The sequence below is a fragment of the Xanthomonas sp. LMG 12461 genome (assembly GCF_009192935.1).
Classification (GTDB): domain Bacteria; phylum Pseudomonadota; class Gammaproteobacteria; order Xanthomonadales; family Xanthomonadaceae; genus Xanthomonas_A; species Xanthomonas_A sontii.
This window is the reverse complement of the sequence record NZ_NQYT01000089.1, coordinates 1-21,635: the sequence shown is the minus strand read 5'-3', so window position 1 is coordinate 21,635 and position 21,635 is coordinate 1. Positions and strand designations below refer to the sequence as shown.

General features: G+C 71.2%; 19 protein-coding genes. 8 read left to right on the top strand and 11 right to left on the bottom strand.

Features of this window, described 5'->3' with window-relative positions:
* Positions 1–130 precede the first annotated feature (130 nt).
* The 9 genes from CEK68_RS19395 to CEK68_RS19355 form a co-directional block, all read right to left on the bottom strand.
* A complete protein-coding gene (locus CEK68_RS19395) occupies positions 131–778 on the bottom strand; it encodes a DUF4124 domain-containing protein (RefSeq protein ID WP_152240366.1) in 648 nt (215 codons plus the stop codon).
* Positions 778–1,533 (bottom strand): DUF4124 domain-containing protein, encoded by a 756-nt coding sequence (locus CEK68_RS19390; protein ID WP_152240365.1) that lies wholly within the window; start codon positions 1,531–1,533, stop codon positions 778–780. The genes CEK68_RS19395 and CEK68_RS19390 overlap by 1 nt, the downstream gene beginning before the upstream one ends.
* A gap of 556 nt (positions 1,534–2,089) precedes the next feature.
* Positions 2,090–2,650 (bottom strand): Sua5/YciO/YrdC/YwlC family protein, encoded by a 561-nt coding sequence (locus CEK68_RS19385; protein WP_152240364.1) that lies wholly within the window; start codon positions 2,648–2,650, stop codon positions 2,090–2,092.
* Between the two features lie 289 nt (positions 2,651–2,939).
* Positions 2,940–5,426 carry a DNA topoisomerase I gene (locus CEK68_RS19380; RefSeq protein WP_152240363.1) on the bottom strand — a complete coding sequence of 829 codons (2,487 nt, stop codon included), beginning with the start codon at positions 5,424–5,426 and terminating at the stop codon, positions 2,940–2,942.
* A 239-nt stretch (positions 5,427–5,665) separates the two neighbouring features.
* Positions 5,666–6,607 (bottom strand): RDD family protein, encoded by a 942-nt coding sequence (locus CEK68_RS19375; protein ID WP_152182267.1) that lies wholly within the window; start codon positions 6,605–6,607, stop codon positions 5,666–5,668.
* Positions 6,608–6,646: 39 nt separating this feature from the next.
* Complete coding sequence (locus CEK68_RS19370; RefSeq protein WP_152240362.1) at positions 6,647–7,369, bottom strand: pilin; 723 nt, start codon at positions 7,367–7,369, stop codon at positions 6,647–6,649.
* A 21-nt stretch (positions 7,370–7,390) separates the two neighbouring features.
* Positions 7,391–7,864 carry a DUF494 family protein gene (locus tag CEK68_RS19365; protein WP_010340686.1) on the bottom strand — a complete coding sequence of 158 codons (474 nt, stop codon included), beginning with the start codon at positions 7,862–7,864 and terminating at the stop codon, positions 7,391–7,393.
* A 43-nt stretch (positions 7,865–7,907) separates the two neighbouring features.
* On the bottom strand, positions 7,908–9,062 hold the full coding sequence (gene dprA, locus CEK68_RS19360; protein WP_152240361.1) for a DNA-processing protein DprA: 1,155 nt from the start codon (positions 9,060–9,062) through the stop codon (positions 7,908–7,910).
* Between the two features lie 81 nt (positions 9,063–9,143).
* Complete coding sequence (locus CEK68_RS19355; RefSeq protein WP_152240360.1) at positions 9,144–10,277, bottom strand: LysM peptidoglycan-binding domain-containing protein; 1,134 nt, start codon at positions 10,275–10,277, stop codon at positions 9,144–9,146.
* Between the two features lie 138 nt (positions 10,278–10,415).
* On the opposite strand from CEK68_RS19355, the gene def reads away from it, so the two are divergent.
* The 8 genes from def (at position 10,416) to CEK68_RS19315 (ending at position 19,586) form a co-directional block, all read left to right on the top strand.
* Positions 10,416–10,928, top strand: a complete 513-nt coding sequence (def, locus tag CEK68_RS19350) for a peptide deformylase (RefSeq protein WP_010340689.1) — start codon at positions 10,416–10,418, stop codon at positions 10,926–10,928.
* 109 nt (positions 10,929–11,037) lie between these two features.
* Positions 11,038–11,961, top strand: a complete 924-nt coding sequence (fmt, locus tag CEK68_RS19345; protein WP_017912906.1) for a methionyl-tRNA formyltransferase — start codon at positions 11,038–11,040, stop codon at positions 11,959–11,961.
* A 171-nt stretch (positions 11,962–12,132) separates the two neighbouring features.
* The gene (rsmB, locus tag CEK68_RS19340) at positions 12,133–13,452 is read left to right on the top strand and encodes a 16S rRNA (cytosine(967)-C(5))-methyltransferase RsmB (RefSeq protein WP_152240359.1); all 1,320 of its coding nucleotides are present in this window, start codon (positions 12,133–12,135) and stop codon (positions 13,450–13,452) included.
* A 25-nt stretch (positions 13,453–13,477) separates the two neighbouring features.
* Positions 13,478–15,193 carry a glycosyltransferase family 39 protein gene (locus tag CEK68_RS19335; protein ID WP_152240358.1) on the top strand — a complete coding sequence of 572 codons (1,716 nt, stop codon included), beginning with the start codon at positions 13,478–13,480 and terminating at the stop codon, positions 15,191–15,193.
* Positions 15,194–15,269: 76 nt separating this feature from the next.
* Positions 15,270–16,304: a glycosyltransferase gene (locus tag CEK68_RS19330; protein ID WP_152240357.1), complete on the top strand. Its 1,035-nt coding sequence runs from the start codon at positions 15,270–15,272 to the stop codon at positions 16,302–16,304.
* 54 nt (positions 16,305–16,358) lie between these two features.
* Entirely contained in the window at positions 16,359–17,633 is a 1,275-nt protein-coding gene (locus tag CEK68_RS19325) for an O-antigen ligase (RefSeq protein WP_152240356.1), read from the top strand.
* Positions 17,634–17,715: 82 nt separating this feature from the next.
* Entirely contained in the window at positions 17,716–18,549 is an 834-nt protein-coding gene (locus tag CEK68_RS19320) for a glycosyltransferase family 2 protein (RefSeq protein WP_152240355.1), read from the top strand.
* The gene (locus tag CEK68_RS19315) at positions 18,549–19,586 is read left to right on the top strand and encodes a CDP-glycerol glycerophosphotransferase family protein (RefSeq protein WP_152240354.1); all 1,038 of its coding nucleotides are present in this window, start codon (positions 18,549–18,551) and stop codon (positions 19,584–19,586) included. The genes CEK68_RS19320 and CEK68_RS19315 overlap by 1 nt, the downstream gene beginning before the upstream one ends.
* Positions 19,587–19,608: 22 nt before the next feature.
* Here the strand turns inward: CEK68_RS19315 and CEK68_RS19310 are convergent, their stop codons facing one another.
* Positions 19,609–21,147, bottom strand: a complete 1,539-nt coding sequence (locus CEK68_RS19310; protein ID WP_152240353.1) for a PH domain-containing protein — start codon at positions 21,145–21,147, stop codon at positions 19,609–19,611.
* The coding region (locus CEK68_RS19305; RefSeq protein ID WP_343194125.1) for a PH domain-containing protein at positions 21,144–21,635 on the bottom strand (492 nt) is incomplete at its 5' end. The genes CEK68_RS19305 and CEK68_RS19310, both read right to left, overlap by 4 nt.

Sequence of the window (21,635 nt, the reverse complement as noted above, 5' to 3'; positions counted from 1 at the left end):
ATGCACAAGTTCCTGCGCTGGCTCAATGCCATCGCGCGCGATCAGGCCCCGTACGCTCCTCCTGTCATCGCAGGTGCATGACAGTTGACTCCTACTCAACCAGGCGCACCCCACGCGGGAGCGAGATGGATTACGGCGCTGGCTGTTCTGCGCCGCAGTTGCTGGCCTCGAGCAGGTGCTGACGGCGTTCGAACTCCGCGTGCAGCGCTTCGGCATGCTCGGGCACGGCGAAGCGCCAATGCGTCTCGGCTTCGGCCACGTAATTCTTCCAGGCATCGCACAGCTGCTCGGCGGGCAGTGGCTGGCACTGGTCGCGCAGCACTTCGCAGGCGCTGCCGCCGGCCTGGTTGGGTCCGCCATCCAGGTCCGTCGTGGGCAGCGGCACGCACCGCGGCGGCGGTTCGGCGACCTCTCCAATGTAGGACGCCTGCTCGCGGGTGCTGCAGGTGTACAGCGGCGGGGGCGGCAGCATTGGTGGCGGTGGCGCGGCGGCTGCGTCTGCCGCGGCGGGCGTGTCAGCAGAGGCGGTGGTGGACGCGGCGGTCGTGGCGCTTGCGGGCGGCGGCGATGGCGCGGGCTGGGCGGCGATCGTGGCCGGCAGTGCAGCGCTGCTGACGCCCTGCATGATTTTCTTCTGCTGGCGCATGCCCTTGGGACAGGGCTGGTTCTGGATGGTCAGGTTGTCCTGCGCGTCGGTGCAGCGATAGAACACCACCGGTTCGGCGTGCGCAGCGCCGCCACAAGTCAGCAACGCAATCAGGCAGAACGCACGGCGCATCAGCTGCCGCCGCAGTCGCGCGCCAGACGCGCATCGATGCCGCGCTGCTCGGTTTCCATTGCGCGGCGCTCGCTCTGCAGCGCGCTGTTGTAGCGGCGGATCAGCTCCCAGCGACGGTCGCTCAGACGTGCGCAGACTTCCTGTTCGGGCAGCGCGGTGCAGGTGTCGCGGATCATCGTGCTGCCGGCCGGCACGATCACGCCGGCGCCGGCGGACACCCCAGGCGGCGGTGGACCGGGCGGGCGCGGGCCGCCGGGCGGAGGCGGTCCCGGCGGGCCGGGCGAGCGACCATCGGGGCCGCGCCCGGATGGACGTGCGTACGGGCCCTCGGCGTAGCCATAAGCCCACAGCGGCACCCAGCGCGGATTGCCGGCGTTGTCGTCGCTGGTGTAGCGCGCGCCTTCCGGGGTGACGCACTCGTACATGGGCTGCGCAGGCTGCACGGTGACGATGCGGAGTTCGCGCTGCGGCAGCGGCGCCGGCGAGGCCTGCGCGCGTGCCGGATCGGTGCTGATGGTGGTGGTCGGCCGCGGCGGCGGATCGCGCGGACGCTGCATGTCCAGCACCTGCTGCTGGCGCGCGTTCTCGCAGGGAGCATTCTGCAGACTGACCGCGCCGGAAGCGGCGATGCAGCGATAGATGCGCACCGACGCATTGCTGCCGTCGCTGCTGACCGTCTGCGTCTGTTGCGCCCAGCCGGCATCGATCCAGGGCGACAGGCTCAGCAGCAGCAAAGGGCGGAGAAGGAGGCGCATGCGCGCATCTTGCGCGCCTTGGGCAGCCAGGGAAAGGGCGGGCGAGCGGGGATTCAGGACGCGATGGCGCGGGTGGGGCCGCAGCGGGGTCTTGTCGCGCATCGGGCAGGCCGCGGGTCGGCCAACGCGCTTCCTGCAGCATTTCGCAGCTGCTGTATGGTGCCGCCGGCCTCGGCCAGGGCGCGCTCGTGCAGTACTGGCGCGTTGATCTGTCGCTGCGAGGCTTCGCCCGACCCTCATCCGGCCCTTCGGGCCACCTTCTCCCAATGGGAGAAGGGAACGGCTAGCCCCTCTCCCGTCGGGAGAGGGGTTGGGGTGAGGGTCCGGCGCGAAGCGACTCGCGTAGTTTGAGTGCACGAGGCTGCGCCCGCACCCTCATCCGGCCCTCCGGGCCACCTTCTCCCAATGGGAGAAGGGAAGCGCTAGCCCCTCTCCCGTCGGGAGAGGGGTTGGGGTGAGGGTACGGTGCGCGAAGCGCCCGCGTGGTTCCATCGCGCCATTGCCGCCAGACGCCGACGCGGCGGAAGACAGGCGTGCCGCGCCGAAGAGCAGCGCCTCAGGCGCGCAGGATCTCGCCGCTGGCGGCATCGCGGATCGGGGTGGGCTGGGCCAGGCCGCCGGTGTCGCCGTCGAGCAGGCCGTCGAGGTCGCCCAGCACCAGCGGATCCAGTTCGCTGCGCTGCCGTGCCGGCGGCTCGCCGCCGCGGTTGGCACTGGTTGAGACCAGCGCGCCGCCCCAGGCCCGGCACAGGGCGGCCACCAGCGGATGGGCACTGATCCGCACGGCGATGCCCTGGTGCGCGCCGGTGATCCAGGGCGGCGCATGCGCGGCGGCGGGCAGGATCCAGGTATGCGGTCCGGGCCAACTGGCCAGCGCCGCGGCCAGCCGTTCCGGCGGCAGGGCCGACAGATCGAGCAACGGGCGCAACGGGTCCAGTTCGGCGGCGACCACGATCAGCCCCTTGTCCACGGGCCGCTGCTTGATGCGCAGCAGGCGGGTCACGGCGGTCTCGTCGTGCGGATCGCAGCCCAGGCCCCACACCGCTTCGGTGGGATAGGCGATCACGCCGCCCTGGCGCAGGACGGCGACGGCATGGCTCAGGGACAGGTCGGTCATGCGCGCATCATGCGGCACGTCCTCGTCTAAGGACAATGAGGGTCGGTTGGGCGGGACTCGGGATTTTCGCAAGTCTCCGGCCCGCCGCTTTTCTGTGGGAGGGGCTTCAGCCCCGACGCCTTACCGATAAAGCGTCGGGGCTGAAGCCCCTCCCACAGAAAAACCGGGTTGTCGCGGATCTTCAGGCGCTGAGAGACGCCGTCGGCACCGCGAGAAGGCGGCTCGGCGCCCGCGCTCGTACTATTCGAGGGGGTGCATCGGGCCCGCCCTGGGCCATCCGCAGAGCGGCTCAGCCGCCCTTGGCCACCGTCTTCTTGGCGGCCTTCTTCACCGCTTTCTTGGCGGTCTTCTTCGCGACCTTCTTGACTGCCTTCTTCGCCGCCGGCTTGGCCGGGGCGTCGGCGGCGGCCTTCTTCGCCGCGCTCTTCTTCGGCGCGGCTTCCTTCTTGGCGGCGGCCTTCTTGGCGCCGAAGCCCTTGCGCACCGGCTTGCCGGTTTCCTCCAGCAGCTTCTGCACTTCGTCCAGGCTCAACGAGGCGGGCTCGCGATCCTTGGGGATCTTGCCGTTGAGCTTGCCGTCGCTGATGTACGGGCCGAAGCGGCCGTTGAGTACCTGGATGTCGCTGCCGGGAAATTCCTTGATGATGCGGTTGCGCGCGATCTCTTCCTTCTCCTCGATCAGGAACACCGCACGGGCCAGATCGATGGTGTAGGGATCGTCTTCCTTCTTCAGCGAGGCGTAGACGCTGCCGCGCTTGGCGAACGGGCCGAAGCGGCCGATGCCGACGCTGACCTCCTCGCCCTGGTCCTGGCCGAGGCTGCGCGGCATCAGGAACAGCTCCAGCGCCTCCTCCAGGGTGATGGTGTGCATGCTCTGGCCGGGCCGCAGCGACGCGAATTTGGGCTTGTCCTCGGCGTCCTCGGCGGTGCTGCCGATCGCCGCGTACGGCCCGAAGCGGCCCAGGCGCACGCTCACCGGCTTGCCGGTCTTGGGATCGGTGCCGAGCTCGCGCGCACCGCTGGCTTCGGCGCGGTCGACCGATTCCTTCTTGTCCTCGACCAGTTCCTTGAACGGCTCCCAGAAGCGCGACATCAGCGGGACCCACTCCTCCTCGCCGCGCGAGACCGCGTCCAGCTCGTCTTCGAGCTTGGCGGTGAAGTCGTAGTCCACATACTGGGTGAAGTGGCTGGACAGGAACTTGGACACCGCGCGGCCGACGTCGGACGGGCGGAAGCTGCGGCCCTCCATCTCCACGTACTTGCGGAACAGCAGGGTCTGGATGATCGAGGCGTAGGTCGAGGGGCGGCCGATGCCGTACTCTTCCAGCGCCTTCACCAGCGCCGCTTCGGTGAAGCGCGGCGGCGGCTGGGTGAAGTGCTGCTCGGCCAGGATGCGCTCCAGCGGCACGCGGTCGCCGGGCTTCATCGCCGGCAGCTTGCGGCCTTCGTCCTCGTCCTCGGCGCTCTTGTTGTCCTTGCCTTCCTCGTACACGGCCAGGAAGCCGGGGACCACCACGGTGGTACCGCTGGCGCGGAACACGTGTTCGCTGCCGGCCGACAGGTCGACGCTGACGGTGTTGAGCGTGGCCGGAATCATCTGGCAGGCCACCGCACGCTTCCAGATCAGCTCGTACAGCTTGCGCTCGTCGTCGGTCAGGAAGCGGGCCACCTGCGACGGGGTACGCAGCGCCGAGGTCGGACGCACCGCTTCGTGCGCTTCCTGGGCGTTCTTGGACTTGGTCTGGTAGGTGTTGGGCTGGTCCGGCAGCGAGGCGATGCCGTAGTCGCGGGCGATCACATCGCGGATCTCGGCCAGCGCGTCCTGCGACAGGTTGACCGAGTCGGTACGCATGTACGAGATCAGGCCGACCGTGCCTTCGTCGCCGATCGCCACGCCTTCGTACAGCTTCTGCGCCACCTGCATGGTCTTGCGGGTGGTGAAGCCGAGCTTGCGCGAGGCTTCCTGCTGCAGCGTGGAGGTGGTGAACGGCGGCGCCGGGCGGCGCTTGCGCTCCTTGCTGGCGACGTCGGTGACGTGCAGCGCGCCCTGCGCGGCCTGCTGGATGCGCAGGCGCGCGGCCTCGGCGGTGTCGCCGTCGGTGATGGTGAACTGCTCGAACTTCTGCCCGTCGAGCTTGATCAGCTTGGCGTTGAAGTGCTGCGAGGGGTGCGCGCAGTCGGCGGCGATGGACCAGTACTCGCGGGCGATGAAGGCTTCGATCTCCTCCTCGCGCTCGACGATCATGCGCAGCGCCGGCGACTGCACGCGGCCGGCGGACAGGCCGCGCTGCACCTTGCGCCACAGCACCGGCGACAGGTTGAAGCCGACCAGGTAGTCCAGCGCGCGGCGCGCCTGCTGCGCATCGACCAGGTCGCCGGCGATCTGCCGCGGCTGCGCCATCGCTTCCTTGATCGCGCGCGGGGTGATTTCGGTGAACACCACCCGGTGCAGCGGCTTGCCCTTGAGCAGCCCGCGCTCCTGCAGGATCTCGGCGATGTGCCAGCTGATCGCCTCGCCCTCGCGGTCCGGGTCGGTCGCCAGGTAGATGTCTTCGGCCGCCTTGGCCGCCTTGGCGATGGCCTCCACGTGCTTCTCGTTCTTGTCGATCAGCGCGTAGCGCATCGCGAAGCCGTCGTCCGGATCCACTGCGCCTTCCTTCGGGATCAGGTCGCGCACGTGCCCATACGAGGCCAGGACGTGGAAATCCTTGCCGAGGTATTTGTTGATCGTCTTGGCCTTGGCGGGCGATTCGACGATGAGCAGGTGCTTGGACATGGCGGGTCGGGCTTCGATGGGCGTGGGCGGACGCCCTGGGGGCGGTAGGGTGGCGCAATTGCTCCGGTTAGTGAAGCGTTGCGGTCTCGCAGAGAAGCCGACGCCCGGGATGGAACCCCCGGGCGTTCAGCTACGGCGCTTATTTATTAGTGGGCATGTCCGGCGCCCGCTGTCAAGCCGGCGCCCGCCGGCCGGGCAGGCGCGCGGGCGGCGGCGGGGGTTCCCGGAGCCCGCCGGACTCAGTGCCAGCCGCCCTTGGCGGCCACGCCGATCGCCAGCGCCACCACCAGCAGTGCCGCCGCCGACAGCAGGCCGAACAGGGCCAGGATCACCACGGTGACCGTGCCCAGCTTGCGCTGCTGCCATTCCGGGTGGTCGGTGTAGGCCCACTTGTCCACCACCAGGGTGTCGCAGAGCATGTCGTGCAGGGCCTGCTTGCGCTCGGTGAAGGCCGCCATCAGCAGGCCGATGCCCAGGGTCAGGCTGCTCAGCATGAAGCCGAAGTAGCGGCCCACGCCGCGGGACACGGTGATGCGGCTGCCGTCGGTGCGCACCACCTTGATGCCGACCGCCATCTTGCCCAGCGTGGCCTGCTTGGTGGAGGCGTGGAACAGGCCGTAGTACAGCGCCGCGATCGCCATCGGCAGCAGGTACAGCAGGAGCAGCATGACGATGCCGGCGGCAGTGCTGAAGTCCGGCTGCTTGCCGAAGCCGGTGATCCCGAAGAAGCCCAGCATCACCACGAACTGGATCACGTTGGCGACGATGCCGACCAGGAACGCGTCGATCAGGTAGGCGGCCACGCGTTTCCAGAAACCGGCCTGCACCACCTCGCCGCCGCCGACCACCCGCGCGCCACCGTCGAGCACGGCGCTGGGCGCCGCGTAGGGCGACGCCGCCACGGCCGGCGCGGGCGCGGTCCAGGCGTCGGGGACGGTCGCGGCCGGGGGCGGAGGAGGAGTCTCTCGGTCAACCTCGATCGGGGCAATCGCCGGCGCCGGTGCCTGGGTCAGGCCGAGTTCGTCGACGAACTCGGCCAGGGTGCGCCATTCGCTCAGGCCCTCGCGCCAGACCAGGGTGGACAATCCGATCTCGCCGCGCTGGAAGCGCTGCTGCAGGTCGGCGGCCGCTAGCGGCCCATGGCGCTGCTGCGCTGCGTCGGCGTAGTACCACTCAGTCATTCTGTTCCCCGGGAGTTGCAGTCGAAAACGGTGCGCCGGTCAGCCGCCGCGGCAGTGAACCGGCAGAACGCGATCGTCCAGATCGGAACTGCAGTTCCAGGCGGACGTGCGCTCATCGTAGTCCAGCCACAGCGCTTTGCCATCCAGGCGCTTGGTGCCGGGCAGGTGCAGGGTGGCTTCCAGGCCGCAGTGGCCGTTGTCGAAGCGGCCGACCCGCACCTGCGCGATGGTGTCGCCGGCATAGCTCTGCGGTGCGCCGAAGCCGGTGTCGCCGTTGACCGCGCAGCGGTGCTCCTGCGCATTGAAGGCGGCGATCTGGTCCTTCAGCGGCGCCAGGTGGTCGAGCGCCTGCGCGACCTTCGCGCGTGCCAGGTAGTCCTGGTAGGCGGGCAGGGCGATCGCCGCGGCGATGCCCAGGAACGCCACCAGCAGCACGCCGACGATGGTGCCGACGATGGCCATGATCGCGCAGCCGGACAGGCCGCTGTGCGGCGCGGCGGTGGCAGCGGGGGGCACGGGCGCGGTCGTCTGGAGCGGTGGCGGCAAGGGCGGCGGGGTGGGGGCGTCGGGCAGGCCCAGATCGGCGGCGACCGCGTGCAGCGGCCGCCACTCCGGCAGGCCTTCGCGCCAGACCAGGGTCTCGCGCTGCAGGCGGCCGTCGTGCAGGCGTTCCAGCAGGGCGGACGCCGGCAACGGGCCGTGCCGCTCGCGCGCGGCATCGACGTAGTACCAGATCGCCAATGGGGAAGTGTCTTCGTGCATCCGTGCGCGACCGTCAGCGACTCAGTGAACCGGCTCCGGCTCGTCGACGAACATCTGCGTTTCCATCCACGCGTACGCCGCCTCGGCACCAGGCTGGTTGAACAGCACCATCAGCACCACCCACTTCAGGTCGTCCAGATCCAGTTCGTCCTGATCCAGCGCCATGGCGCGGTCCAGCACCAGCTCGCGCTGGTCGCTGTCGAGGATGCCGTGCTGCTCCAGGAACAGCAGGAAGCCGCGGCATTCCACGTCGAGCTTGTCCAGTTCCGGACCGTGGTAGATGCGGATCGGGCCATCGATGCGCGGCTGCGCCACGGCCGGACGCTGGTCGGCCAGGGCGTCGAGCCAGTCGAACGCCTTGCTGATCTCGGTGGGGCTGAAACCGGCCTGGATCAGGCCATTCTGGAGGGAGTCGCGATCACGGACCGGATCCGCGTCTTCGCTGAAATAGTGTTCGAACAGGTACAGCAGGACATCCAGAATGCTCTCTTTCATTGCCCCTCGGCCTGCGTCGCGAGACGCTGTGGAGGTGAAGAAACTAGGGTTTGCGGGTGTAACGACCGCGTTCGACCGCCACGTAGCCATCCAGTTCCATGGCCAGCAGCATGGAGGACGCCGCTGCGGCCGTCAATCCGCTGCGTGCGATCACTGAATCCATACAGATGGGGTCGTGGCCCAGTGCCTGCCACAAGCGCTGGTAGTCGGGGTGGGGGAAGGCCGGTGTGGCCGCGCGCGCGGTGCTGGCTCCCTGTGTGGGGGCGTTCAGGCGCCCGCGCAAGGCGTCGGCCAGTTCGGCGGCCAGGGGCGCGACCCCGGCCAGCACCTCCTCGGCGCTTTCCACCAGCCCGGCGCCGTCGCGGATCAGCCGATGGCAGCCGCGCGCCAGCGGATTGTGGATCGAGCCGGGCAGGGCGAATACCTCGCGCCCGGCCTCGGCGGCCAGCCGCGCGGTGATCAGCGCGCCGGAGCGGGTGGCCGCCTCGATCACCAGGGTCGCCAGGCTCAGTCCGGCGATGATCCGGTTGCGCGCCGGGAAGTGCCCCGCCCGCGCCGGCGTGCCGGGCGGGTGCTCGCTGACCACCGCGCCGCGGTCGGCGATCTGGCGGCGCAGGGCGGCGTGCTGGCGCGGGTAGGCCAGGTCGGGGCCGGTGCCGACCACCGCCACGGTCAGCCCGTCCGCGCGCGACAGCGCGGCCCGATGCGCGGCGGCATCCACGCCGCTGGCCATGCCGCTGGTCACCGCAAAGCCGGCCGCGGCCAGAGCCAGGGCGAAGCCGTAGGCGTTGTCGCGGCCGCCGGCGCTGGGGGCGCGGCTGCCGACCACGGCCACGGCCGGGTGCCACAGCACCGTGGGATCGCCGTCCACGTACAGCGCCAGTGGCGGATTGGGCGTGCGCCGCAACAGGGCCGGGTAGTCGGCATCGTGGCAGCCCAGCAGGTGCCGACCTGGTTGCGCCAGCCAGTGCTCGGCGGTGTCCAGTGCGGCGCGGTCGGGCCGCTGCAGTGCGGCGATCTGCGCCGCATCCAGGCCGGCGGCCTGCCAGCCGGCGGGACCGGCGGCCAGCGCCGCGGCCGGGCTGCCGTGTTGCTCCAGCAGTCGTCGGCGTGGGGCGCTGGCGCCGCCGGCCAGCGACAGGCGCAGCAGGGCCGGATCGGTGGGTGTGTGGGCAGGGGCGATGGCCGGACTGGACATGCGCCCAGCCTAGGCCGCAGACGCAGACGGCGCCCTCGGGCGCCGTCTGCAATCGCTGTAGGGGGAGTCCCCGGCCGCGGGTCAGCGCGCGTCCGGGTGCTTGACGTCGTAGCCGATCCGGGTCGGCTTGATGCCGTCCATCACCAGCGCGTAGCTGACCTTGTCGAAGGTGCGGAACACCATCGCGTGCGCGGCGTACTCGTCCGGCAGCGCCACGGTGCCGCTGCCGCCGGTGAAGCCGTCGTCGGCGCGGGAAGTGTTGGGGTGGCGCACGCGGTCGTTGACCCGGGTGCCGTGGCGCCACAGCGACACCACGGTGCCGTTGTCGATGCCTTCGCGGCGGCCGCCGGAGATGGCGATCACGTCGCGCGGGCCGGCCGCGCTGAACGCGTCGGCCACCGCCAGTACGCGCAGGCCGGCGGCAATCGCCTGCTCGGACGGCGGATGCGGCACGAACTGCAGGTCGTAGGGCTGCGCCTCGACCGGAATCAGGCGGTCGCCGGCGCGCACTTCGCGGGCGTTGTCCTGCAGCAGCAGGCCGGTGGCCTGGCGGCTGTCGGCGGACACGCGGGCGACGGTGCCGATGTTGACCTGGGCCAGTTCGTAGCCAAGGGTCTCGCGGCGCTTGTCCGGCGGCACGAAGGTCTGCCACAGGTTGCCGCTGCCGGGGATGCTGCGGCCTTCGGCGTCGAGGTCGTCGCTGAGCTTGGGCAGCAGGTAGCGCACGGTCGGGCGGACCACGGCGTAGCGCTGGCCGGCCTGGGCCTGGCCGAGGCCGACCGCGTAGATCAGTTGCCCGTCGGTGGCGCGCAGCCGGTTGTCTTCGGTGCCGACCACGTAGGGCAGGTTGTCGATGCGGTCGACCACGCGCAGGTTCTTCAGGAACGGCTCCACCTGCGCCAGCGGGATCGCGTCGATCGGCGCGTCCTGGCGCGGGCCCGGCTTGACCTCGGCATGCGCCACCCGGTCCAGGTAGGCCAGGCTGAGCACGTCGCCGGGGTAGATCAGGTGCGGGTTGTGCACCTGCGGATTGGCCTGCCAGATTTCCGGCCACAGCCAGGGCTTGCCGAGGAAGCGCCCGGCGATGTCCCACAGCGTATCGCCCTTGCGCACCACGTAGGTGTCGGGGTGTTCGGCGGCCATGCTGGCGGAAGCAGCGTAGGTCGCCACGGTGAGCATCGCCACGGCGACGACCGTACGGAGTCGATTGAACATGAGCGCGGAGCCTGATTCCCCAACAGGTTCGCGCACTATAGTGCAGAACCCTGGTGCGGGCGCAAGCGGCGGGCGCAGAAACGGGTAGAATCCGCAGGTCTTGCCGAATCGTCCGGCGCCCCCATCTTGGGTACCGCTATGGCCCTGCTCCCCATTCTCGAATTCCCCGATCCGCGCCTGCGTACCAAGGCGGTGCCGGTCGACGCCGCCGAGGTCACCTCCGCGGCCTTTCAACGCCTGCTCGACGACATGTTCGAGACCATGTACGACGCGCCCGGCATCGGCCTGGCGGCCAGCCAGGTCGACGTGCACAAGCGCTTCATGGTCATCGACGTCAGCGAGGAGAAGAACGCCCCGCAGGTGTTCATCAACCCGCAGATCGTGCAGCGCGACGGCGAACAGGTGTACCAGGAAGGCTGCCTGTCGGTCCCCGGCATCTACGCCGACGTGACCCGCGCCGACGCCATCACCGTGCGCTACCTGGACCGCCAGGGCCAGCCGCAGGAACTGAGCACCGACGGCCTGCTGGCGGTGTGCGTGCAGCACGAGATGGACCACCTCGACGGCAAGCTGTTCGTCGACTACCTGTCCCCGCTCAAGCGCGAAATGGTGCGCAAGAAGCTGGCCAAGGCGCGCAAGCACGTGGCTTGAAGCGGGGAACCGGGAATGGAGAAACGGGAATCGTAAGTGCGGTACCCGTGGCCTTTCCGGGTTCGCGCTTTTCCCATTCCCCATTCCCCATTCCCGGTTCCCAGCCTCCATGAAACTCGTCTTCGCCGGTACGCCGGACTTCGCCGTGCCGTCGTTGCGCGCGGCTGCGCAGCGCCATGAAGTGGTCGCGGTCTACACCCAGCCGGACCGGCCCGCCGGGCGCGGCCGCGGGCTGACCCCGTCGCCGGTCAAGCTGGAAGCGGTGGCGCGCGGCATCCCGGTGTTGCAGCCGCAGACGCTGCGCGCGCCGGAAACCCTGCAGGCGCTGCGCGCGCTGCAGCCGGACCTGATCGTGGTGGTGGCCTACGGGCTGATCCTGCCCAAGGCGGTGCTGGCGATCCCGACCCATGGCTGCTGGAACGTGCATGCCTCGCTGCTGCCGCGCTGGCGCGGCGCCGCGCCGATCCAGCGCGCGATCGAGGCCGGCGACAGCGAGACCGGGGTGTGCCTGATGCAGATGGAAGCGGGCCTGGATACCGGCCCGGTGCTGTTGTCGCAGCGGACCCCGATCGGTGCCGACGAGACCGGCGGGCAGTTGCACGACCGCCTGGCCGCGCTCGGCGCGCAGGTGCTGGCCGACGGCCTGGGCCTGCTGCGTGCCGGCCTGCGTCCGGTGGCGCAGCCGCAGCCGGAGGCAGGCGTCACCTACGCGCACAAGCTGGACAAGGCGCAGGCGCGGCTGGACTGGCAGCAGCCGGCGGCGCAACTGGCGCGGCAGGTGCGCGCCTTCGATCCGTGGCCGGTCGCCGAGGCGGTGCTGGCCGGCGAGCGGGTGCGAGTGCACGGTGCGATCGCGCTGGACCTGGCCCACGCGCAGCAGCCGGGCACGGTGCTGACCGCGTCCAGGCAGGGCATCGACATCGCCTGCGGCCAGGGCGCGCTGCGCCTGCGCGTGCTGCAGCGCGACGGCGGCAAGGCGATCACCGCCGCCGACTACCTCAACGCACGGCGCGACCTGCCGGTCCTGGCCTGAGGCGTCGACCATGCCTGCGTACGCCGCGTTGGGCCTGGCAAGCGCGGCTGTGGCCGCCTGCGCGCTGCGGCGCGGGCGGGCGTCCACTGCGTCTCGCACCCCCATCATCCGCACGCGGAACCACGACACGGCATGCGCGCTAGAGCCTGACACCTCCCGGAGCGCCCGCCGATGACCGCGACGCCCGCCGCTGCGTGGCCGCCGGGCGTGGCCCCGCGGGTGCTTGCCGCCCGCGTGCTGACCGCGGTGATCGACCGCGGCCGCTCGCTCAAGGCCGAACTGGCCGCCGCGTTGCCGACGCTGCCGGATCCGCGCGACCGCGCGCTGGTGGAGGCGATCTGCTTCGCCGTGCTGCGCCGCCGACCGGCCTACGAGGCCGCGCTGCGGATGTGGCTGCAGAAGCAGTTGCCGCAGCGCGACGCCGAACTGCGCGGCCTGCTGCTGGCCGGCTTCGCCCAGCTCGATGCGCTGGGCCTGGCGCCGCACGCGGCGCTGTCGGCGACGGTGGAGGCGACGCGCGCGCTGGATCGGCCGCGCCAGGCCGGGCTGGTCAACGCGCTGCTGCGGCGCGCGCTGCGCGACGGGCTGCCGGCGATGGCCGCCGACGCGGGCTGGCCGCTGTGGCTGCGCGACGCGCTGCGCGCCGACTGGCCGCAGCAGGCCGAGGCGATCTTCGCCGCCAGCCAGCAGCCGGCGCCGCTGTGGCTGCGGGTCAACCGCCAGCGCGGTACCCGCGACGCCTATCTGCAGGAGCTGGCCGCGGCCGGCATCGTCGCGCAGGCCTCGCCGCTGCTGGCCGATGCGATCCGCCTGGAGACGCCGCTGGCGGTGGGCGCCCTGCCGGGCTTCGCCGACGGGCGCGTGTCGGTGCAGGACGGCGCGGCGCAACAGGTCGCCGACGTGCTGGCGCCGACGCCGGGCGCGCGCGTGCTCGACGCCTGCGCGGCGCCCGGCGGCAAATCCGCGCACCTGCTCGAACGCGATCCCAGTCTGCGCCTGACCGCGCTGGACGTGGATGCGCGGCGCCTGGCGCGGGTCGGCGAGACCTTCGCGCGTACCGGCGCCGGTGCGCAGGCGCAGCTGCAGGTCGCCGACGCGGCGCAGCCGCAGGACTGGTGGGACGGCGTGCCGTTCGACGCGGTGCTGCTCGACGCGCCGTGTTCGGCCACCGGCATCGTGCGCCGCCAGCCGGACGTGCTGCTGCATCGCCGCCGCGAGGACGTGATCGCCCTGCAGGCGCTGCAGGTGCGCCTGCTCGACGCCGCCTGGCAGGTGCTGCGGCCGGGCGGGGTGCTGGTCTACGCGACCTGCTCGCTGCTGCAGGACGAGAACGCGCGGCAGGTGCAGGCGTTGCTGGCGCGGCAGCCCGGTGCTGCGCTAGAGGATCCGGGCGCGGCCTGCGGGCATGCTTCCGGCGGCGGCCGCCAGCGCTTCCCCGGCGAGCAGGACTGCGACGGTTTCTACTACGCAAGGTTCCGCAAGACGGCATGAACCGGCCCCGGTATCATCGCGTCCCATGCTGAAGACCCGCGCCTCCCGAGAGTTCTGGTTGTTGGCCATCCTGGCCGTGCTGGTGCTCGGCGCCGGCCTGGGCCTGCGCGATCCGCACCCGGCCGACGAGCCGCGTTTCGCACTGGTCGCCAAGCAGATGGTGGAGAGCGGCAACTGGCTGTTCCCGCACCGCGGCAACGAGCTGTACTCGGACAAGCCGCCGATGCTGATGTGGCTGCAGGCGAGTTTCTACACGCTGTTCGGCAACTGGCGGGTGGCCTTCCTGCTGCCGTCGCTGCTGGCCGGGCTGGGCACGCTGGCCTGCGTCTACGACCTCGGCCGGCGCCTGTGGACGCGCCGCGTCGGCATGTACGCGGCCTACGCGCTGCTGTTCGCCTTCCACTTCACCTACCAGGCGAAGAAGGCGCAGATCGACCCGTTGGTGGTGTTCTTCATCACCCTGGCCAACTACGCGCTGCTGCGCCACCTGTTGCGCGGGCCGGACTGGCGGCTGTGGACGCTGGGCTGGTTCGCCGCCGGGCTGGGCACGATCACCAAGGGCGTGGGCGTGCTGGCGCTGCTGATGCTGCTGCCGGCCGCGGCGGCGTCGCTGGCGCACTGGCGCGGGGTCCGGGTCGGCCTGCGCGATCCGCGCTTCTGGCTGGGGCCGCTGGCGTTCCTGGCGGCAGTGTCGATCTGGCTGGTGCCGATGGTGGTCACCGCGCTGTCGAGCAACGCGCCCGAGTACCGCGCCTACCTCAACGACATCCTGTTCCGGCAGACGGCCGGGCGTTACGCCAAGTCCTGGGACCACGCGCACGGGCCGCTGTACTTCTTCGGGGTGATGCCGAGCATGTGGCTGCCGGTGCTGCTGGCGCTGCCGTGGGCGATCCCCGCCTGGGCGCGGCGCCTGCGCCGGCGCGACGCGCGCTATCTGCTGCCGCTGGCCTGGTGGGCGCTGGTGGTACTGTTCTTCTCGATCCCGACCGGCAAGCGCGACGTCTACGTGTTGCCGGCGCTGCCGATGCTGTGCCTGGCGATGGGGCCGCTGATCCCGGGGCTGTTGCGCAAGCCCGGGATCAAGCGCCTGCTGCTCGCGTTCACCGCGCTGCTGACGCTGGCGCTCGGCGGCGTGGGCGCGGCGATCCTGCTGGGGCACGGCTTCCGCGCGAAGATGATGGAAGACCGCGGCATCGATCTGGCGACCGTGCAGGTGCTGGCCTGGATCCTGCTGGCGATCGGCCTGTGGGGCGTGGCCAGCCTGGCCGCATTCGCGCGGCGCCGCCCGGAACTGGCGACGGTCTCGACCCTGACCATGGTCTGGGTGATGGCCGGCTTGCTGGTGTACCCGCTGATCAACATGTCCAGCTCGGCGCGCGGGGTGATGGAGTCGGTGGGGCGCCGCATCGGCCCGGAGGCCGAACTCGGCCTGGTCGCCTGGAAGGAGCAGAACCTGCTGATGGCCGACCGCCCGGCGACGACCTTCGGCTTCGTGGTGCCCTGGGACGAACAACTGCGCCGCGGCATCGCCTGGCAGGCGCAGGCGCCGCAGCGGCGCTGGCTGCTGGTGCAGGAGGCGGCGATGCTGGGCTGTGTGGACCGCAACGCGAGCACCCTGGCCGGCGTGTCCAACCGACGCGACTGGTGGCTGGTCCCGGCCAGTGCGATACACGGCCACTGCGTGGTCACCCAGGACGACCGCGACCGCCTGCGCGAGCAGGACAAGGACCGCTTCGAATGAGCCGCAGCCGCGCGTTGCGGCGGCGTGGCACGGGTGCCGCTGGCGCCCGGCGCGCTGCGCGGGCAGGGAGACGCGCGTGCCGCCACGCCTGATCCGGGTCATCAGCCGCGACAACGGCGGCGGCCTCAGCCGCGACCTGCAGGTGGTCGCCGACCTGCTGCGCGAGACCGGCCGCTACCGCGTGGAGGTGCTGGGCTTCGGCACCGTGCGCATGGCCAATCGCCTGCGCGAACTGCGCCTGTTCCTGCGCAGCCTGCTGTTCGGGCGCGCCGACCTGCAGATCTTCCTGGAGCGGGTGTATCCGCGCTGCCTGGGCAGCGGCTTGCGCAATGCCCTGATCCCCAACCCGGAGTGGTTCCGGCACAAGTGGCTGCGCTGCCTGCCGCGTTTCGCCCAGGTGCTGTGCAAGACCCGCCAGGCCGAACAACGTTTCTCCACGATGGCGCCGACCGCCTTCATCGGCTTTTGCAGCGACGACTGCTACCGTCCTGAGGTCCCGCGCGAACGCGCCTGCCTGCATGTGGCCGGGCGCAGTTCGGCCAAGGGCACGGCGCTGCTGCTGCAGACCTGGGCGCGGCACCCCGAGTGGCCGCGGCTGACGGTGGTGCAGAGCGCGAAGAAGTCCCACCCGATCGAGGCCGAGAACATCGACTACCTGACCGGCTACCTCGACCAGCAGGAGCTGCGGCGGCTGCAGAACGCGCACCGCTTCCACCTGTGTCCGTCCGAGGTGGAGGGCTTCGGCCACTACATCATGGAAGCGCTGAGCGTCGGCGCGGTGGTGATCACCACCAACGGGGCGCCGATGAACGAGCTGGTGAGCGCAGAGCGCGGCGTGCTGATCGACCCGGTCGGCGAGGGTCCGGACAATTTCGGCGTGCGCTACCGGATCGAGGCCGCCGGCCTCGAGCAGGCGATGAGGCTGGCGCTGGCGCTGTCGCCGATGCAGTGCGACGCCCTGGGCACGGCCGCGCGCGGCTTCTTCGAGACGCGCCGGCGCGAGTTCGGCGAGCGCCTGCGCGCGGCGGTGGCCGATCTGCTCGCGGAAACGCCGCCGCCCGCCGTGCCGGCCAGCCATGGCGCCGATCGCGAGCAGGTCAGGCCGGGTTAGGGAAGCGCCCCGGATCATCGCCGACCACCCCCTCCCCACGGCCTTCCCTCCTTGATGTCCCAGCCCATCGCGCCACGCCATGCCGTTTCCGCGTTCTCGCGCCAGTCCCTGGCCGAACGCGGCGCGGCGCTCGCGCTGCTGTGCCTGCCGGCGCTGGTGATCAGCATGCCCAGCGGCCTGCTGCCGTTCGGTGTGCTGCTGATGGCGACCAGCCTGCTGGCATTGCCGCAGCTGCGCCAGGCGGTGGCGCCGATGCAGCCGTCGCTGCGCTGGTTGTGGATCCTGGCGCTGCTGGTGATCGGGCTGTCGCTGTGCTCGGTGCTGTACTTCGGCCAGCCGCTGAAGGACATCGACAACCGCACCCGCTTCCTGGTGCTGCCGTGGGCGGCGCTGTGGACCTACGCCCTGCGGCCTCCGCAGCGCCTGCTGTGGTGGGGCGCGCTGCTCGGCATCCTCGCCGCCCTGGTGCTGGCCAGCGTGCAGGTGTTGCAGGGCCAGCCCCGTGCCGAGGGCTGGACCAACGCCATCGTGCTGGCCGACGTGGTGCTGATGCTGATGGTGCTGGCGGTGTTCTGCCGACCGCGCGGGCAGTGGCCGTGGGCCGTGGCCGCGGTGGTGGCCGGCGGCATCGTCATCCTGCTCAGCGGCAGCCGCGGCGTGTGGCTGGGCGTGCTGTTGCTGCTGGTGGTCAGCGCGCTGTGTCTGCGCTGGCGCGACAGCGCGACGCGGCTGATGATCCTGGGTGCGTGCACCGCGCTGGCGGCGGTGCTGGTGCTGAGTGTGCCGGCGCTGACCAAGCAGACCCGCCTGGCCGAACTGCATCACGATGTGCAGCGCTACGAGCGCGGCGACAGCGATTCCTCGGCCGGCGCGCGCATCGAACGCCTGCAGGTGGCGGCGGCGACCTTCGTCGAACACCCCGTGGTCGGGGTCGGCGTGGGCCGCTTCGACAACGCCATGCTGCGCCTGCCGGACTGCCGCAAGGGCTTCGTCGAGCGCTGCCACCTGGGCCATGCGCACAACGACCTGGCCGAGTGGAGCGCGACCCAGGGCCTGCCCGGCACCGTGCTGATCCTGATGGTGTACGGCGTGCCGCTGTGGCTGCTGCTGCGCCTGTACCGGCGCCGGCCACAGCCGCATTTCCACGGCGCGGCGGCAGCCGGGATCATGGTGGTGGCGGCCTACGTCCTGTGCGGCATGACCCAGTCGATGTTCGCGCACCAGGTGAGCACCGGCTTCTACGTGGCGCTGGTCGGCGTGCTGATCGGGCTGGCGGCGCGCGAGGCGGTGCCGGCCCCGGGCGCTGAAGGCGCCGCGCGAAGCCGGTAGACTGCCGATCCCGCATCGCCGGGTGGCACGGCGCCCGGCGCCGACCGCCGGCACCGCGCCTGACTTCCGGATACCGCGCGCCATGGCCGACGCTGCCGCCGCCACCCTGCCGCTGAGCCTGGTGGTGATGACCTACAACGAGGCCGCCAACATCGCGCGCTGCCTGGACAGCGTGCCGTTCGCCGCCGACAAGCTGGTGGTGGACTGCGGCAGTACCGACGACACCGTGGCGATCGCCCGCGCGCACGGCGCGCGCGTGGTCGAGCAGGCCTGGCTGGGCTTCGGCCCGCAGCGCAACTTCGCCTCCACCCAAGCCGCGCACGACTGGATCCTGGTGCTGGACGCGGACGAATTCCTGTCCGACACGTTGCGCGCCGAATGCCAGGCGCGGCTGCCGCAACTGCTCGCCGAGGACCGCGTGGACGCGGTGTGGCTGCGGCGCAGCACCTGGTACATGGGCGCGCCGATGCGCTGGTACAAACCGATGGTCGGCGAGCGCCTGGCGCGGCTGTACCACCGAGGACGCGCGCGCTGGAGCGATGCGCGGGTGCACGAATCGCTGCGCTTCGACGGCGCCAGCGCCGCGTTCGCGCCGCCGTTCAACCATCTGCACAACCCGACGCTGGTGCACAAGCAGCTCAAGGTGCTGCGCTACGCCGAACTCAAGGCGCTCGGCTGGCGCGACAAGCGCAAGCCGGTGAGAATGTGGCAGAGCCCGTTCGTGTTCGCCGGCGCCTTCCTCAAGGACTACCTGCTGCGGCTGGCGTTCCTCGACGGCTGGCGCGGCTTCGTGGTGGCGCAGACCGCGGCCAGCTACGCGCTGTACAAGCGCATGCGCTACTACGAGATGCAGATCAACCCGGCCTCGGTGGAGCAGGCGCGGGCGCAACTGCAACGGCACGATCTGGAGCACTGATGAGCAAGCACTATCTGCTGTACGGGTCCGAGCGTTATGCGCTGGCGATCCTGCGCCCGCTGCAGGCGGCGATCCGCGCGCGCGGCGACCAGGCGGCATGGTTCTTCGACGGCCCCGGCGCCGAGGATCTGAGCGCCGACGAGCGCCATCTGGCGACGGTGGAGGAGGTGCTGGCGTGGAATCCGTACGCGGTGATCACCTCCAGCAACGCGGTGCCGCATTTCTTCCCGGGGGTGAAGGTCGAGACCTTCCACGGCTTCGACGCCGGCAAGCCGCGGCACATCTACGTGCGCGGCTTCTTCGATCTGTACTGCACCACCGGCCCGCGCGACACCGCCGCGTTCGGCGCGCTGGCGCGCAAGCTCGGCCACTTCGCGGTCAAGGAGACCGGCTTCCCCAAGATCGACCCGTTCATGCGCGAGATCGGCGCGGAACTGGCGCCGGTGCGGCAGCCGCCGGTGATCCTGTACCACTCCACGTTCTCGCCGTCGTGGAGCGCGGCCGGCATCCTCTACGACGAGGTCGCGCGGCTCTCGCGCAGCGGCGAGTGGCGCTGGATCGTCACCTTCCATCCGAAGATGGACCCGGCGATGGTCGCCCGCTACCGCGCGCTGGAAAGCGAGTACCTGCGTTTCGCCGACAACGACAACATCCTGGAGCTGTTCCCGCAGGTGGACATGATGTGCTCGGACACCTCGTCCGCGCTCAACGAGTTCCTGCTCACCTACAAGCCGGTGGTGACCTTCAAGAACCGGCGTCCGGGGCCGCAGTTGATCGACATCGACGATCCGGCGCAGTTCGAGCCGGCGATCCGCCGCGCGCTGCAGCGGCCGCCGGAACTGATGGCGGCGATCCGCGAATTCGCCGATGGCCTGCATCCCTACCGCGACGGCCAGTCCAGCGAGCGCGTGCTGCAAGCGATCGACGACTTCGTCGCCGAGGGTGCGCGCAACCCGCGGCGCAAGCCGCTGAACCTGTGGCGCAAGCTGAAGATCCGCCGCCGCATCGGCTACTGGGGACGCGGCGCGCTGCGCTGACGCGCAGCGCCGCCGCGCGCGCTCACCAGCGCAGCCGTCGCTTCGCCAGCGCTGCGCCCAGTTGCTCGTACAGCGCCCGCGCCTGCGCGTCCGGCAGTAGCCGCACGCGCAGCGGCGGTTCGCCGTGGCGGGCGCCGGCGGTGTCCAGCCACAGCGTCGCGGTGCCGCAGCAGCGGTCCAGCGGCGAACGGCTCAGGTGCAGCGTCTGCAGCTTGTCCAGTTCGGCCAGCCGCCACCAGCGCCGCCACCAGCCGCCGCGCACCGCCACGTAGCGCGCATCCAGCGCGTAACCCATGCGCTGTGCCTGGCGCCAGGACTTGAATGCCGACCACGGCAGCCACAACAGCAGCAGCGCGGCCCAGGCGCCGAGGGTGGGCCACAGCCCCGCGCACAGCAGCGGCACCAGCAGCAGCGCCGGCAGCGACAGGCGCCACCAGTAGTGCGTAGCGATGCCGTGCCAGTGCGCCGGCGGCCAGGCGATCTGCGGCAGCAGCCGCTGCAGCAGCGCATCGCAGGCGGCCGGGGTGGCCAATGGCGCCAGTTCCGTCAGCGCGTGGTCGTGCCCGTGCCCGTGGTGCGACTGGATCACAGCCGTGTCGATGTGCAGGCTGCGCCGTCGCAGCAACCGCTGCAGCACGCTCTCGTGCAGGGTCCAGGCCTGGATCCGGCGCCGCGCCACGCTGCTGCGCAGCCGCGTCAGCAGGCCGCGCTCCACGGTCAGCCGGCGCTCGCTCTCGCTCAGCCGGAAGCCGTGGTACTGCACGATGGCCAGCCCCATCGACAAGGCGCGCATCAGCAGCAACAGCGTCGCCAGCATCATGGCGAAGGTCACCGCGCCCGCCATCCAGCCCAGTTGCAGGTGCGTGGCGTAGCCGAACAGTTGCCGCCCGTAGTGCTCGATCGCGTTGGAGATCATGCGCTCGGGGAACAGGTGGTAGGTGGCGCCGAACGCGGTGAGCAGCACCACCATGCCGCGGTTGGAGATCAGGCCCTGGCGCAGCACCTCGGTGGTGGGCAGCGCCAGCAGCAGTTCGCTGTCCGGCGCGGCAGCGGGTGCAGCGTCGGCATCGGTCGCGGCGATCGTGTCGGCGGCAGGCGCGCGGTGGCGGATCTGCTGTTCCAGCGCCAGCGCCTGGTCCAGCCGCAGCACCCGCATCTGCGCCTCGGGCTTGGTGCCGCCGGCCGACTCCAGCCGCACCTCGGCCACGCCGAACAGCCGGTGCAGCAGCGACTGGTGCACCACCACGTTGTGGATGCGCGCGAACGGGATCTCGCGCAGGCTGCGTTCCAGCCAGCCGCTGCGGATGCTCAGGCTGTCGTGGCCGATGCGGTACTGGTAGGTGAGATAGCGCAGCAGCGACACCGCCACCAGCCCGCTGCACACCGCCAGCATCACCAGGTGATCGGCGTGATCGCGGTGGCCGTCGCGGCTGCCGAACACCAGCAGCGCCAGCAACGGCAGCAGAAAGTGCCTGAGGTGCTGCAGCAGCACGAACAGCCACGACCACGGATGCAGGCGCCGCACCGGCGTGGTGTGTTCGGCGTCGGCCAGGCCGCTCACAGCGCGTCGTCGTCGTGGTCGAGCTGGTGCGCCAGGCGCTCGCGCAGGCGTTCGGCGTCGGCCTGATCCAGACCGGGCACGGCGACCGCGGTATGGCGGGTGCCTGCGGTGTGCACGACCAGGGTGGCCAGGCGCAGGGCGCGTTCCAGCGGGCCGCGGCGCAGGTCCAGGTGCTGCACGCGCGAGATCGGGACGTGCGTCTCGCTCTGCCACAGGCGCCCGCGGAACACGTCCAGGCCCTGGGCATTCAGCCGCCAGCGGATGCGCCGGTGGCGGACGAAGCCGACCCAGGCGCCGCACAGGCTGCCCACCGCCGCCGCCGCCGCGCCCAGGGCCAGCGCATGCAGGCTGTGCAGGCTGAGGCCGACGATGCCGGCGGCGACCACCAGGCTCAGCCCGAGCATGCAGCCGCCGCCGAGCGCGGCCAGCCAGGCGCCGCGCAACGGCACCGGTTGCCAGTCGGCCGGCGGCCAGTCCGCGGGCGCCGG